Genomic DNA, 13,969 nt, shown 5'->3' on the forward strand with positions numbered 1-13,969 from the left:
GTGCATTCTTAAGTGACGGGGCTGTTTTGTAATGATGGCTATAGTGACAAAGTTCAAACACGAAGATGGTAAACAGGATGTTGTGATCGAGGACGGACTAGGGTTGCCCGCATGCCTTCATCTTTCGATGTACCTGGCAAACAACTATCTGAAGAGTGCGTTGAACACCAGGGTAACCTACGCTCATACCCTAGCCTTTATACTCCGATATTTTAACCGAGTCGGAATCGACTTGCCCTTGCGCGTTGAAACCGGAGGGTCCCTAACCGAGGAAGAGTTGCAGGGGTTTTTCAAGCATTGCTCGTTTACTGCAGACTCAGCCTTCGCCAGTGACAATGATAGCAACGTCACATCCTTCGCCCGGTTCAGTGGCCTTAAACAAGACAAGCTAATGCATGCCTCACAGGCCGCTGACTCAGAGGTCAGCAGTTCGACGGCAAGGCTGAGGCTTCAACAGTTTAAACACTACATGGACTGGCTGAACAGGCATTTCCATGAGACTGCCCACCAAGACTCTGATGCTTCTGTCAGGCACCTCTCCCTGATCCGGGCTATCGACAAAGAACTGAGATCGATGAAGGACCAAAACAACGTCACCCAAGACCCCTTCCAGTCAGTTATTCCAGATGAGATCTTCATGAAGCTGATTGCTTGCATTAACCCTATGTCCGATGAGAATCCATTCAAAGGAGCGCGCATCCGCAACCAGTTGCTGCTCACCCTGCTCAGGGAGACTGGAATGCGTCGGGGTGCTTTGATCAAGACAAAGCTGTCTGACGTTGTCACCGACCACAACAATCCACGAATCAAGATCACCCGAACCCCGAACGACCCCTCAGATCCCCGCAATAACAGACCTGCGCAAAAAACCAGAGCCTACGCTGTCCCCATTTCCCAGCCCACCATGAAGTGCCTGAAACTTTATGTGGAAAGCATCCGTGCAGGGATCCCTGGAGCGGATCAACACGATTTTGTGTTTGTGTCCGAAAAAGGCAATTCAGCTGGCCAACCACTGTCGATAACAGGGTTTAACTACCTATTTGATGTCCTGTCGAAGTACCTGAGATTCAAGCTTAGAGCTCACATGCTCCGCCATAAGATGCTTGAGATACTCGACGAGGAAGCCGAAAAGCAGGGGATACCTCCCGATGTCATCAAAGATATGGCGGTTGCCACCTTGAGCTGGTCAGAAAACACCAAAATGTTTGCCCACTACAACGAAAAACGCCTAGCCCAAAAGGCTGCGGAGCTGTCACTAGGTCGCCAGGCAGAGCAATTTAACCCAAAGGAATCCGCTAATGACTAAGGCACGACAACCTTCATCCGATGACCGGGGTTATATCACCGACCCGGAGATGCTGAGACTACATCAGGCTAAAAACAAGGCGTTTGATTTTCGGCCCTCGGAAGACCAATGGATGCTGGATGTGGCAACGCTAGACAACATCGACATGCAGTGGTTTCACACCGTTGATATCGGTGTCGACCGCAAGCGTGCAATGCTGTACGTGTTCACTGACATGGCCACGCGCTTAAGTCCCAATACGTTCTATAGCTACGCCTTACTAATGAAAAGTCACATCGAATCACTGGATCGTCATGGCATCGAGCAGGTGTGGCCACAGTTATCAGTATCGTACCAGAATAAACTGGGCACGTTTTTCAACACTACCAAGGAGATAGGCCATCACGTCTTTGATGATGAACTGGCCTTTATCGAGCGGGTCGGCTTAGAGGAAATCCAACGAAAAATTCTGGATCCCTACAAAGGGGCTTTGTCGGAAGAAGAGGAGGACTCACTAACCTATGCGCAGCGCTTAGCCACCGACCAAATGCTGAAAGAGGTCGCTGGCTGGCCCCAGGTCGTGAGTCCAACGCGTATTACGCGGCTGGGAACACAGCTGGCCTACCATCTGATGCGGGCCATTCTACGGCGCCCCTGCCAACTGGTAGCAATGAAATGGGACGATGTACGCAAAGCAGGCGTTCCCTTCAGTCAAGCCATTACCAGTCCACTACTGGCCGAGGATGATGTACTGCATCTACGCACCTTCAAAGGCAAGCAAGGCGAGATGCGTGGTTTTGCTGAGCGTCGTAGCCACCCTTTGACGCGAGAGCTGTCCAGTTTGGTCGTGCTGTATCACAAGCTCTACTGGGCAACAATGACTGATAACCTCAAAAAGTCAGGCATTGTACTCACGAATGAGGAGTTGACTGAAGTACGCAAGAAATCGCCTGTCTTCCCGGAGTTAAACCTGTTCACGACGGTGTTTCCGGATAAAGCCACGCTGTTTCAATCGCTGTCCATGAAGAGCAAAAGTTACCACACCTCTGCAGAAACCATGAGGGTAAAACTCGGCAACTTCTTTAACGCCAACCTGCGGCCGCACATGCGCAGTGACCGAATTGACCCGCTCGAAATAACGGTGGGTAACAACCGGTTGCGCCACACCACGCTCACCAACGGGTCTATCCAGGGACTGAACGACGACCAACTGGCTGCGATACACGGGGTGACGACAGATGCGGTGAAACCCTATATCGACCTGTCCCATGAGGCACGGGTGCGGATTGATGAGGCGCTGGCGGGTAATCACATTCTGGGCAACTTTGGCCGTATTAGCGTGGCTGAGACACAGCAAGAACCAGGCTTTGCCGTGGTCAACGAGTTCGATGAAGAGGTGGGCATTTTACGCGAACCACATAGCTGCGATAGTTGCAAGGCAAAAGGGGGGAAGCCATTGGGCTGTTATCCATGCGAAAACTTCAAGCCACTTTTGGAGGGAGACCACGAGTACCAACTGGCCAAGGCTGAGCGCCGCCTAGAGCTCAACCGGAAGAACGAGGCCGACGAGCTGGTCTTACGTCGCTGGCGAAGGATTATCCTGTACATTCGAGCAACCATCATGGCGTGCAGTGACAGGAAGATGAGCAAACTGGAGGGCACCGCATGAAAACCCTGAACCCACTGGAGGCCAACCGCCATCGCGCTATTCAGAAGATGCTCGACACCCCCTTGCTGGGCTATACCAACCAAGCAGGACTGCCGGCCAGCTATGATGATGTCGCGTGGCAGTACCGTTATCCCGATGGTCGCACCGTCAACCTCTACTTTCACGACCCTGCAAAGGCTAACAAGAAGATAGTCAATATGGGCAATGTGCAGCAGGCATGGGCGTTGGATAACGAGCAGCGTCACCTGTTGATGGCCTACGCCATCGAGGTCGTGGCCACCAATGGCACACTGAAACGAAAAACAGCTCTTGTCCACAATGCTAAAATTTTGCTGCAACCGCAAATGCACCTGCTGTCACAAGCCGATGTGGACCCCCTGGCCTCGTTAAGCGAGGGCTCAGGCAGGAAAACTCGAAATTTCTTTTGCTGGCTTCAGGCTAACAAGTTTATCGCAGCAACGCTGCGGTATCCCAGCATTAAGAGTAAAATTGATGGCTATGACCGGCTGATAAGGAACAGCGAGAAAATGCCTGATGACAAGGTGTTGACGGCTTTGGGGGCGATTTGTTTTGATGTGGTGCCGCCGGATGAAGCCGAGTGGCCACAAACACAGGCGAAGCCGGACAATCCGCGCCAGGCGTTGGTGTGCACCATGTCTGCCCTTGCCTTGGCCGCGCCTAACCGGGTGGCTGCTGAGCTGCCCGCGCTGACCAATCAGGAAGTTAAAAGCCACACCCAAAAAGGCCGCACGGTTCACTGGCTCGACTGGCAGGGCTCAAAAGGCTACAAGGACAATCGGAATCACCTGGTCGCAGGTATGGTGGAACCAGTCAAGCGTTGCCTGAAATATATGCGCCAACTCAGTGAGCCTGCCCGTATCCTGGCACGCTTCTACGAGCACCCGGACAAGCCATTGAAGCAACTGCTGGGTAACTTCAAGCCATCGGCCAGTCGTATAGCCAAATCCAACAGTGACCTGAATGCCCCTGCCCACCTGTTGCAACTGGGCTACCTGCTCGGCTTCTATGCGGAAGACGCCACGCTGCAAGTGCCCAAGGGGACCGAGGGAGCAGCACGAGCGAAGCATGCGACATACCCGACTAAAGCGGTGTGCCAACTGACCCGTGAGGACCGCATTTTATTATCCACAGCCAGCTCGGATGCTGTGCTGGGCCTTAAGTTGCAAAAGGCCCACATCGATACCATTTTCGAGGGCCATATTGCGAATAGGCAGCTGTCGGTAACGGGGTTCCAATCGGGCTGGCTGGCCTACCTTCGAACTGTTCTGCCAACCTTTCCCCGCTGCTATGCCAGCGGCGAGAACTGGGTGGCCTACTCGAATGCGGCCCTGCTGTTGACCGGGCAGCAGTGGTATACAAATGCAAAGAAAACCGCCTATATTGGCGCAATGAGCTGGTTCGGTCTCATTGGTGGCGAGCTCCTTTCGGATGCCTTTTCAGTCGCCCTGTCCGCAAAGACCCCGACAGCGACTATCTTCCAACAGTTTGGCTTTTCGAGTGATTTCAGCATTAATCCACACCAGTTTCGCCACTGGCTGAACACCACAGGGGAGCGTGCAGGCATTTCACACAACCTGCTGAACTTATGGTCTGGTCGGGTGAGCCCGGAGCAGGTTTTGTCATACCTGCACAGTACGGAAGATGAGCGCACCGGCGTCATTCGAGACGTGTTCTTCAAAGAGCCAGAAGATGAGCGCAAGCCCGAAGAGGTTGCCCAAACCCTGCGTGTCTACTCCATGGGCGAATACGAGAGACTGACCGGTCGGGGTGATGGCGTGGCCTCGAAAACAAGTGTGGGCTTTTGTGAGCAGAACCTGATGTTCAGCCCGTGTGAGTACCTCAGCGATTTCGAGCTGCAATGTACGCTGTGTGAGTCCTCCTGTCACGTCAAAGGGGATGACGATGCCCTGGCATTGCTGAAAGGCGACTGTGCGGTTCAGCGCGCTCGTTTGGAGGACATTGTGACCAGACCCAACTTCCCTGGCAGCGTGCGCATGCATCAGTTTTACAAAGCCCACAGCGGCAACGTTGAAATGCTGGAGCAACTGATTGAGCTGCTCGAAGACCCCTTGATTGATAATGGATCCGTGATTCGGGTTGTCCGCTCCAAAAACGAAATCCGAATTACTGACCTCCAGAACGTAGTCGTCCACAAACGCGCCTATGTGCTACCTGACCCAGAAACGGCGCTGCAAAAGGCTCTCGAGACCTGCAAACCGCAGGAAGAACCCCAAAGCATGATGTCCCAATTGCTGACGCAACTCCAGGAGTTATAAATGAAACCGACACCACTGACCACACAGCAAATCAGAGACATTGAGCGCTTTATCGCGGTATGGAACGGGAAGATAACCTGGGATTCACTGGTTGAGCAGCTCGAAACTTTCCAGAGTCTAAAGACAACGCGACAGCGGCTTGAGCGGTATCCGTCGATCAAAGAGGCCTACCTCAGAGCGAAAGCCAGAGCGAGGGGCAAAGGTAATGGGCAAGAGGCTGCGGCTTTAGAGACGTTCTTGAAACTATCCAAATCAGATCGGGATCTTGTTGAACAGTACCGCGCCGTAGAGGCCGAGAAAGAGCACTTTAAACTCAAGTCGGAACAGCAGTTTGCTGTTATCGACGCCATATTGAAAAAGTGTGCCACTAACCGGCAACTGAAAGACGCTGTGGCTGAGGCACTTATACGGGCAAAGAAGGAGAAGTAGATGACCAACAGATATGACAAAGCAAAATCTGGCGAACTTCCAAGCCTGGGTGGCAACGCAAACCGATGATGACATGCAACAGTTGATCTGACGGGCCAGCAAGGAGCTAAGGAGCGAAAGAGATGGCGAACGGACGTGAAAAAGCAAAGCAAAACCTGGCAAGCTTCCAAGCCTGGGTGGCAACGCAAACCGATGGTGACCTGGAACAAATCATCTGGGATGACAAGTTAAACCGGACGGAAATTGCCAAGGCGTGTGGGTTTACTAAATCAGTACTACGGCAGAATCCAGCCGTGGCCAAGCTGCTAGCAGAGTTGGAAGACCGTCTACGTGAGAGCAAGGTGCTGCCCGCCCTGACAGCGAAGGCAGCAGCCAATAAGGGCAAGCCCAAGCCCTACGATCATACCGCTAATCAGCGTCGACTGGACAGCAGCAATCTGTCTGCCCTAGAAAAGAAAAACATCGAATTGATGGCTGAGAACGACAAGTTGAAAGCTGATAAAGAGGAGTTAGAGGCAAAAGTTGCGAAGCTGGAGAATATGTTGGCCTGCTTCAAAGAGGAAGCAGCAATAAGAGCTGAAATGGGAGTGATGCCATGGTGAATCCACTCGTTCACAGTGATCAATTTCGAGTCACCAGTGTCCGTTATGAATCCAAGGACTTAGTCATATTTGCTGGCACGCCATTGCTCAAGGGCAGTCACCTGGTGAAATCAGCCAGATACTGTATTGCCGTCAAGACCCACCCGAACGATTTACCCGTGAAACCTGTTAAGGGCCAGCACTGGTCCGTGACCGGGGCGAGGAAGCAGAGCACCATAGAGTTAGGGGATTATCAGATAGACGAACACCTCTACGACAAACCGGATGATCTGCAATGTAATCTGGAGATAACCGGTGAGGATTTTATTCAGTTTATTGCCTCAGACAAGCAATTCCGGGGCATAGGCGTATGTAAAGCCAGGGCGCTCTGGACAGAATTTGGCAAGGAACTGTATTCACTGCTAGACCATGATTGTCGTGCATCCAGAGAGCGTCTCCAAGGCGTTCTGAGCGTCGATGCAATCAACGGCCTGTATGAGGGATACAAGAAGTACGAGAACCTGAGTGCCTGCAACTGGATGTCGAAACATCAAATACCCAGCCCTATCCAACAACGCTTACTGCGATACCACAACAAGGGATCCATTAAGGCGATCCAAGAGAATCCATATCGTCTGCTAGGGTTCGGCATGCCGTTCACAGCGGTTGATAAGCTGGCCCAGGGCAAGTTTGCCATTGCAACCGATGATCCCCGTCGCCTCAGTGCGGCACTGGGATCCTGCATTCACGCCGAGACTGACAAGGGCCATACATACACCACACAGGACGCTTTGCGACCAAAGCTCAAACGACTGCTAAAAGACAACGAACTTGTCTCTCAGGCGTTCCGTACTGGTTACGAAAAAGAGCAGTATGTACTAAACCCGAAAACGGGGACCTATCATCCGACAGCTCAATTGTTTATGGAAAAGGTGATCGCCCAGCGGTTACTGACGTTGGCCTCACAGAGTAATCTGTTTGATGAAGTGGCGAATAACGCTTATATCCAGGCCGCAGCCGAACTGCCCTACGAACTGCTCGCCCGACAGCAGGAAGCAGTGCTGGAAAGCCTTGATAACGGCGTGGCGTGCATTACAGGGGGAGCTGGTACCGGTAAAACAACCGTGCTTCGAACCGCATTGAGAGCGTTTCTGGCTCTGGGTTATGAGATCCATGCCGTCGCATTGTCAGGCCGTGCTGCGAAACGGATGAACGAGTCGATTGGGATGAAGACCAAGACCATCGCGGCCCTGCTCAAGGGTGAAATGATTGTCCCAACAGCGGAAAAGCCCAGACATCTGCTGGTCATTGACGAAGCATCGATGCTCGACATCCCGACTACTTATCGGATCGTCACCCACTTACATCCGTCGGTTCGGATCCTTTTGACTGGCGATCCTGATCAGCTCCCACCCATCGGATGTGGCAAGGTGCTGTCTGATATTGTGGAAAGTGCCACGATCACTAATACGACGCTCGATATTGTAAAGCGCCAGGATGGCGCTACGGGGATCCCTGAATATTCAAAATCAGTGAATGCTGGTCAGGTTCCTGAAAACCTGACCACAGGCGCAATCACCTTTCATGAGACCCCGAGGCAGCAGATTGCCCAGCGCTGTACAGAGCTATTCCAGGAGGCGCCAGAGACCACTCGCGTTATGGGACCTACCAGAGACCTGGTCAGGGTAATTAACTCCCAAACTCAAACCGTGGTGAACCCCGATGGCAAACCGCTTCAGTTCGAACTGCAAGGCGAACTGTTTTACCGAAATCTATGTCAGGGTGACGCTATACTGTTCACCAAAAACCTGTACGATAAAGACATCCAGAATGGTTCACTGGGGGTTCTGGAGAGCGTTGAGGGTGCCGGCGAGTCATTGGGTACAGTGCGGCTGGACACTGATGAAGTCGTTGAGATCACCCCTACGGTATTGGACTGTATGGAGCTAGGTTATGTTATCACGCTCCACAAGGCTCAGGGGTCACAGTTCCCCCGGATCATCGTGGCGCTTCAATTTGGCCGTATCACTGACCGTGCTTGGCTCTATACGGCGATCACTCGGGCAGAAGCTGAAATTCATATCGTCGGGAGTGCCGAAGATTTCCGGCGGATCACAGAGGCACCCAGTAATGCTCATCGCAGGAACAGCTACCTCGCTACCCTCTTGAAAGACGACAATGCGTAAGCGAGCTCGGTTGATGCCCGCAGGGCATGGAAGGCGTCTCTCCGATGGTCAATTATCCACTGCTGTTAATACGCCGGGACTAGGCCGAAGGCCGTCTCGATCCTGATTCGGTAGTGACCAACATGCGCAGCGCGCCCCTGCAAAGCGGCTCTTGATCTTTGTCTTTATATCTGGCCGCTAGTGACCAAACATAAATGTTTTTTTGTAATACTTGCGGGCTTCTGCGGAAGGTTTTTGGAGCGAACAGAGGGATAAAAATACGGTGTATTACAAAAAGCAAAAATACTGTAACGGTATTTTGGGGGAGTAAATCTAGGGAGAAGTCAGGCAAAGCTTGGAATGTCACTCACTCACTCACTCACTTAATTTTAAGTTTTCCCGTATATAAAGCCAGCACAATGAAGATCTGACGACGGGCACCACTCATGAAGGTTAACGCATAATATAGCCAGTAACGTTTGCGCAAAACCAGCTTCTTGTTCTGTACGGTTTCACTTTTAAATTCAGGAAATGTCACTGCAATAAAAACCAATACTGCAAAAGCCGCCATGCCCGTAATGAGGTAAACCCACTTAAATGACAATTCAAACTGCTCAAGCATCAGCCATAAGGCACCGTATGTGCAAAGTGAAGCCAAGGCACCTACCGAAATAAGTTTACCCAGTACTTCTGGTGCCTCTTCTTTACTCAGCCATTGTAAGGACAAAGACTGTTTGAGCGTTTCAAAGTAATGAAACCCGGTAGACATTAACAGGGTTGTCATTAATAGGCCGAACACTGATGGGAAAAAGCCTGTAATCGCGACTCCGATCGTCAGCATCGCAAGCGAGAGCAACATGAATCTCTGCTCACGAATAAACAGTAAAACGAAGACGGCTGTAAAGGCCAAAAAACCCGGTATTTCACGTACACTTTGTAATAAGCCGATATCAGCCCCTGTAAAAGACGCTTCCTCGATAACAAAGTTATTCAATAATGCCTGCCAGCTTGAAAATGCTACAGGTACAATAATTGAAATTAATACCAAAAATACCTCAGGCGTCTTCCACCCTTTTCCCTGATCATGTGCTTGCATGGTTTTCTACTGTTGAATCAATATTCAACTAGCTTAACAGCACAGTTAAAAAAGGCTAAGAGAATAATTGCTACTACCAACGTGAACGATACTGGCGGTGACACGCTTTACATGTAGATTGGGCACTCTTTAGCCCTTGCTGAGCGGCTTTTTTATCTTCTGCCAAAGTTGCCTGGTACAGCAGCTCAAACCCCGCATCCATTTGGTTCAATGAACGTTCGAATTTTGCTTTGTCTTTCCAGACCTTCTCTTTGGCTTTGCTCCCTTGCTGGCTTCCCTCCGGGAACAAAGAATGCAAGCTTACCGATGATTGATACAACTCTTGTGAAATTTGCTCCAGGCCCTCCCAATCGACTTGTTTATTATCGAGCATCTTTCCTGCCAGCTTGGCACCCGATTCAATTTGGACAAAGGCCTGTTGGCGTTGTTCGATACTCTGCGCAGCACTAGACTCGGTATCTTGTTGCCCTCCACCACTAGTTGCTAGCGAGACAGTAGAGAAACTGAGGCCAAGTCCCAACGCGACACCCATCACTACAGATTTTCTTTGCTTCATCATCATTTGTCACTCCCATTTTTAGCTTGTTGTAATTAGTCATTCTGTTTCGACGGGATAAATTTACATTGCAATAGTTGTAATTGCAACTATTGCAATGTAAATTTATCCCACCAACCATTCAGAACTACTTAAAAAAGGTCAAAGACTATGAAGATTTGGGATTTACCAACAAGGCTTTACCACTGGCTACAGGCGTTACTCTTCACACTTGTTGCAATGAGCGGCTTCAATGGCGGAGGTCCCCATGTTACGTTTGGACTAGCATTACTTTCTCTTTTGCTGTGGCGGATCTGCTGGGGAGTGTTTGGCAGTGAGACGAGTCGATTTTCGCAATTTATCCGCTCACCACGCGTGGTACTGAACTATCTAAAAGGGAAACACTCACCAAAACCGGGGCATAACCCTGCAGGTGGTTTGATGGTATTTGCCCTACTCACACTTTTGATTATCCAGTGTCTAAGTGGTTTAGCGCTTGCCGGTTGGTTCGATAACTTCGCGTCTCTAGAACATATCTTGAGCGATCAGTTCTACCACATAGTTGAAGGTATCCATGTTTTTGTTGCCAAAACCTTGGTTGGGCTTGTTGTTATCCACCTGGCAGCGATTGTCATCTACAAGTTACGCAAAAAACCACTGGTACTGGCCATGATCACCGGCAAGCAAACTCACCCCGAGCCTATACAGTCAGGTACGCTTCATTTTGCGAGTAATCTAAGAGCATTGGTACTGTTTGTTGCTGCCCTATCAGTTACAATAGCAATAGTTGCCAGTTTATAATCCATAAAGGTTAGTCTTCCCTTATGACACAAGAATTTGACCGACAGTCCAGCTTCGGGTGGCTGATCAATGTTGTCGCCAATAATGCGGCAAGGACTTTCGACACAGAATTAAAGAAACATGGGCTTACCATCGCACTCTGGCCAACGCTTATGTGCCTATGGGAGGAGGAAGGGGTTACCCAAACTGAGATATCACAAAAATCTAAAGTGGAGAACTCTACGACGACACGTACTATCGATAAGCTTGAAAAACTAGGTCTAGTTGAAAGGCAAAACGACCCAAACAGTCGCCGCTCATTCCGCATCTTTCTGACCAAAAAAGGACGTGAGTTAAAATCGGAGTTATTGCCGATTCCCGTCGCTATAAATGATCAGGCTCTGAGCAGCTTAGATACAGATGAGAAACAGCAATTAATTTCACTCTTGCAGAAAATGGTCAAAGCCCTCTAACAAGAGAGATATGTCGCTTTATATGAAGGTGAGTCCAGTTTAGGCACTTACCTTCATTTATCACTTTCTATCCGCCCTTGGCTAGCCAAGCGACGATCTACTGTTCTCCTGTACCAACCAGACAGCCGTCTTTTCACAAAAGGTAATGCCACTACCATTGCTAATGGGCGTAAATACCATACCTGATTAAACAGCAAGATATAGGCATCAAGCTCTTTGAGGATTTCCCCCTCAGCATTCATTACATGCAATTCTCTAATAGCTAGTTCTGGGTCTACACCTATCGCTTTCAAGTCCGCGTCTCTACCCGTAATATCATACCAATCAACATGTTCTGGCTGACTGAGGCGGCGCTCAAACCAATTACGGTCATTGACACAACTTGGACAGGCACCATCATAGAATATAGTCAGCTTTTGCTTCGCCATCTCTTCCTCTCCCCTGCATTTCAGCCCGAAAAACTCGCTCCTCTATTAAGTGTAGCGAGAGGGCTTTGCAGCAACACGAGCTACATCCCCAATAGACTCTCCCATGAAGTCATATAGGTATACTATGCTTTCGCTGTGAGTTTACCTCTTACTTAAGGGAGTATGATTATGGCAAAAGCATTGATAGTAGTTACCAGCCATGCAGCATTAGGCAATACAGGAACAACGACGGGTTTCTGGCTATCGGAATTAACCCATCCCTACTTTGCACTTGTAGACAAAGGGATCGAAGTGGATATTGTTTCAATCGCAGGTGGAGAAACACCTATTGATCCAAAGAGTTGGGATGAAGAAGATGAATCCAACGCACGCTTTCTGGCAAACCCCGACCTTGTCGAGCAATTAAAAAACAGCCACTCCCTTAATAACATTATGCCCTCTGATTATCAGGCTATCATTTTTGCCGGCGGTCACGGCACCATGTGGGACTTTCCCGATGACGAACACGTGAAACGTGTCGCCATTGCCATCTATCAGCAAAATGGCATTTTAGCTGCCATCTGCCATGGCCCTGCTGCTTTGGTTAACATGACTTACGGTAATGGCGACCATCTCATTGCCAACATGAAAGTCACCGGCTTTACCAATGAGGAAGAAGAAGCCGTTGGGCTAACAGGCGTTGTTCCTTTCTCGCTTGAAGACAAGCTAAAGCAAGCCAATGCCACATTTATTGGTGCTGATGCATGGGCCAATAATGTTGTTATCGACGGACACCTTATCACCGGCCAAAACCCTCAATCAGCTACTGGTGTTGGCGAAGCCGTTGCAGAATTACTGTTAGAATAGTAACTTGGCGATGAGCAATAGCTAACTATAACAGGATGTACAATGGAATATTTACATACAATGGTAAGGGTCAGCGATCTCGATGCATCGCTAGATTTCTACTGTAATAAACTGGGCTTGGTTGAAACCAACCGCAAAGAAAGTGAAAAAGGTCGCTTCACACTGGTCTTCCTTGCTGCTCCTGGCGATGCAGAGAACGCCAAGACCACCAGCTCACCTTTGGTTGAACTGACCTACAATTGGGATCCTGAAGAGTACGCCGGTGGACGTAACTTCGGTCACTTGGCATTTCGTGTCGACAATATCTATGACTTATGCGCACACCTCCAGGCAAATGGCGTAACCATCAACCGTCCACCTCGTGATGGCCATATGGCATTTGTCCGCTCACCAGATGGTATTTCTATTGAGCTATTGCAAAAAGGTGAAGCGCTTGCCCCAGCCGAACCTTGGGCTTCAATGGAAAACACTGGCCAGTGGTAATAATGCCTGATTAGAATCTGCAATTTTCAGCGCTTTATCGCACTAGATAAAGCGCTGTTTCTTTGCACCAAGCAAACCACGTCCAAGCAGCCATCCTTCCCTACCATATATCCCAATGATCTCCCCCATACCTTCAACTTGCCTCTTCCCCTAAGCACTTTTCCAATCACATCTGACTTATTGTCTTGAAAAGCCGACTTATTAGAACGCAGATTCTTTCTCATTCAGGAAAATGTATCCCATTTTCGAGACTATTCGCAAAGGTGAAACACTGTTGTTTACCCTGTCTAACTAAGATTTTTTTGTTTTCTTTTAACTTTTTTGTGTATCAATTTTGACTTGAACACCGCTACAAAATGCGTTTCAGCAAGGAGAAACCATGAAGGCATTAAGGCTGTATTGCCTCGCAGTAGGTACTCTAGGATTAAGCGGCTGCCAGCTGACCCATCAAGAATTTGTCAGCCACAGCTTTGACGATCCTGTGACCATTCATGACTACCAACTTCCCATCTACCCCGATGGGATCACCCTAGTGTCAAACTACCGACAGCGGCGTAATCAAGATATTTGGTATTGGTCTGAGTTACAAAACGAGACCTACCAAAGCGGTGAAAACTTAATAATCCAAATCGTTTCCAAAACTCCTCTCGAGACTCCACCAGCTCAATTTTCCTTTGTACTGCCGAGCCAACAGGCAGAGCGGAAATACAATGCTGTAGGCCCCTACCAACGCTGGGTAAACGTTATGCCCAATGGCGACAAATGTACTTACGCCCAGCAGCATACCCGCCGGATGGATCAGTGGTTGTCGGTCTTTATCCACTACTGCACGCCGGAAAACCAAGATGGCCTCAAATGGCTGGATGATCTCAAACCAAGTTTTTACCTGCAGGAGTTTTAGT

At 49.6% G+C, this 13,969-nt stretch carries 13 protein-coding genes and 1 pseudogene; 11 read left to right on the forward strand and 3 right to left on the reverse strand.

Annotated elements, in window-relative coordinates:
- Positions 1-43 precede the first annotated feature (43 nt).
- The 6 genes from BIZ37_RS30635 (at position 44) to BIZ37_RS00095 (ending at position 8,447) form a co-directional block, all read left to right on the forward strand.
- Positions 44-1,306 (forward strand): site-specific integrase, encoded by a 1,263-nt coding sequence (locus BIZ37_RS30635; RefSeq protein WP_187459771.1) that lies wholly within the window; start codon positions 44-46, stop codon positions 1,304-1,306.
- Positions 1,299-2,954, forward strand: coding sequence for a hypothetical protein (locus BIZ37_RS00075; protein ID WP_187459772.1), 1,656 nt, complete (start codon positions 1,299-1,301; stop codon positions 2,952-2,954). Before BIZ37_RS30635 ends, BIZ37_RS00075 begins: the two co-directional genes overlap by 8 nt.
- Positions 2,951-5,251 carry a hypothetical protein gene (locus tag BIZ37_RS00080; protein WP_187459773.1) on the forward strand — a complete coding sequence of 767 codons (2,301 nt, stop codon included), beginning with the start codon at positions 2,951-2,953 and terminating at the stop codon, positions 5,249-5,251. The genes BIZ37_RS00075 and BIZ37_RS00080 overlap by 4 nt, the downstream gene beginning before the upstream one ends.
- Positions 5,252-5,680: a hypothetical protein gene (locus BIZ37_RS00085; RefSeq protein ID WP_187459774.1), complete on the forward strand. Its 429-nt coding sequence runs from the start codon at positions 5,252-5,254 to the stop codon at positions 5,678-5,680. It begins immediately after the preceding gene.
- Between the two features lie 122 nt (positions 5,681-5,802).
- Positions 5,803-6,282: a VPA1267 family protein gene (locus tag BIZ37_RS00090; RefSeq protein ID WP_187459775.1), complete on the forward strand. Its 480-nt coding sequence runs from the start codon at positions 5,803-5,805 to the stop codon at positions 6,280-6,282.
- The gene (locus tag BIZ37_RS00095) at positions 6,276-8,447 is read left to right on the forward strand and encodes an AAA family ATPase (RefSeq protein ID WP_222939528.1); all 2,172 of its coding nucleotides are present in this window, start codon (positions 6,276-6,278) and stop codon (positions 8,445-8,447) included. The genes BIZ37_RS00090 and BIZ37_RS00095 overlap by 7 nt, the downstream gene beginning before the upstream one ends.
- Positions 8,448-8,835: 388 nt before the next feature.
- Here BIZ37_RS00095 and BIZ37_RS00100 read toward each other — a convergent pair.
- Positions 8,836-9,522, reverse strand: a pseudogene (locus BIZ37_RS00100) (MFS transporter); the annotation flags it as partial.
- A gap of 73 nt (positions 9,523-9,595) precedes the next feature.
- Positions 9,596-10,084, reverse strand: coding sequence for a cytochrome c (locus BIZ37_RS00105; RefSeq protein WP_255526634.1), 489 nt, complete (start codon positions 10,082-10,084; stop codon positions 9,596-9,598).
- 144 nt (positions 10,085-10,228) lie between these two features.
- On the opposite strand from BIZ37_RS00105, the gene BIZ37_RS00110 reads away from it, so the two are divergent.
- Entirely contained in the window at positions 10,229-10,858 is a 630-nt protein-coding gene (locus BIZ37_RS00110; RefSeq protein WP_187459776.1) for a cytochrome b/b6 domain-containing protein, read from the forward strand.
- A gap of 23 nt (positions 10,859-10,881) precedes the next feature.
- On the forward strand, positions 10,882-11,310 hold the full coding sequence (locus BIZ37_RS00115) for a MarR family winged helix-turn-helix transcriptional regulator (RefSeq protein WP_187459777.1): 429 nt from the start codon (positions 10,882-10,884) through the stop codon (positions 11,308-11,310).
- 53 nt (positions 11,311-11,363) lie between these two features.
- On the opposite strand, the gene BIZ37_RS00120 is transcribed toward BIZ37_RS00115, so the two are convergent.
- On the reverse strand, positions 11,364-11,738 hold the full coding sequence (locus BIZ37_RS00120) for a thiol-disulfide oxidoreductase DCC family protein (protein WP_187459778.1): 375 nt from the start codon (positions 11,736-11,738) through the stop codon (positions 11,364-11,366).
- A gap of 168 nt (positions 11,739-11,906) precedes the next feature.
- Here BIZ37_RS00120 and BIZ37_RS00125 point away from each other — a divergent pair, with 168 nt between their 5' ends.
- From BIZ37_RS00125 to BIZ37_RS00135, 3 genes are all read left to right on the forward strand, one after another.
- Positions 11,907-12,584: a type 1 glutamine amidotransferase domain-containing protein gene (locus BIZ37_RS00125; RefSeq protein ID WP_187459779.1), complete on the forward strand. Its 678-nt coding sequence runs from the start codon at positions 11,907-11,909 to the stop codon at positions 12,582-12,584.
- 42 nt (positions 12,585-12,626) lie between these two features.
- Positions 12,627-13,067: a VOC family protein gene (locus BIZ37_RS00130; RefSeq protein ID WP_187459780.1), complete on the forward strand. Its 441-nt coding sequence runs from the start codon at positions 12,627-12,629 to the stop codon at positions 13,065-13,067.
- A 379-nt stretch (positions 13,068-13,446) separates the two neighbouring features.
- Complete coding sequence (locus BIZ37_RS00135; RefSeq protein ID WP_187459781.1) at positions 13,447-13,968, forward strand: hypothetical protein; 522 nt, start codon at positions 13,447-13,449, stop codon at positions 13,966-13,968.
- Position 13,969: the final 1 nt, after the last annotated feature.

Source organism: Photobacterium sp. BZF1 (assembly GCF_014349205.1).
Classification (GTDB): Bacteria; Pseudomonadota; Gammaproteobacteria; order Enterobacterales; family Vibrionaceae; genus Photobacterium.